Here is a 1,001-nt window from a genome sequence, read left to right as displayed (position 1 = left end):
TCAAATTTCATAGCTTTATCAATGCAGCGTATAGCGGCTATTGCATCAATATATTTCATTTATGTAGGGGTTCGATTTAATATCCGCTCCGAAATCTAAAAACGGCCTTGCTTTGTCTGAGCAAGGTGTCATCCGTAAAAAGAGGGATTAGCCAATGTCAGGTTATCAAGCAGAAGTTCAAGCAGCAGAAGTTGCTAACTCTTTCCCAGGTGTAAGTGCTGAATCAGCAGCTCGTATGCGCCTTCAAAACAAATTCAAAACTGGTCTGGACGTAGCTAAGTACACAGCTGGCATCATGCGTCGTGACATGGCTGAGTTTGATAAAGACAAAACTAAGTACACTCAGTCTCTAGGCTGCTGGCACGGTTTCGTTGGTCAACAAAAGCTTATCTCTATCAAGAAACACTTCGGTTCAACTGAGCGTCGCTACTTATACCTTTCAGGTTGGATGGTTGCAGCACTTCGTTCAGACTTCGGTCCACTTCCTGACCAATCTATGCACGAGAAAACTGCAGTAGCTGGTCTTGTAGAAGAGCTTTACACCTTCCTACGTCAAGCTGATGCGCGTGAGCTTGGTGGTCTTTTCCGTGCACTTGATAAAGCACGTGAAGCTGGTGATGCTGCTGAAGAAGCAAAAATCATCGAAGCGATCGACAATCACGAAACGCACGTTGTGCCAATCGTAGCTGACATCGATGCTGGTTTCGGTAACGCAGAAGCGACTTACCTAATGGCTAAGCAAATGATCGAAGCTGGGGCTTGCTGCCTACAGATCGAAAACCAAGTTGCTGACGAGAAGCAATGTGGTCACCAAGACGGTAAAGTAACTGTTCCACACGCTGACTTCCACGGGAAGATCCGTGCACTACGTTACGCGTTCCTAGAGCTAGGTGTTGACGACGGTCTAATTGTTGCGCGTACTGACTCTGAAGGTGCTGGCCTAACTAAAGAAATCGCTGTTGTTAATGAGCCAGGCGACGAAGGCGACATCTACAACTCTT

At 46.5% G+C, this 1,001-nt stretch carries 1 protein-coding gene; it reads left to right on the top strand.

Translation table 11 applies throughout. From position 1 onward, the window contains the following. Window positions 1–154: 154 nt before the first annotated feature. Window positions 155–1,001, top strand: an 847-nt coding sequence (locus tag A3739_RS17350) for an isocitrate lyase (protein ID WP_156502649.1), incomplete at its 3' end; no start/stop codon positions are given.

The sequence above is a fragment of the Oleiphilus sp. HI0067 genome (assembly GCF_001635735.1).
This window is presented reverse-complemented; position numbering and strand designations above follow the sequence as displayed.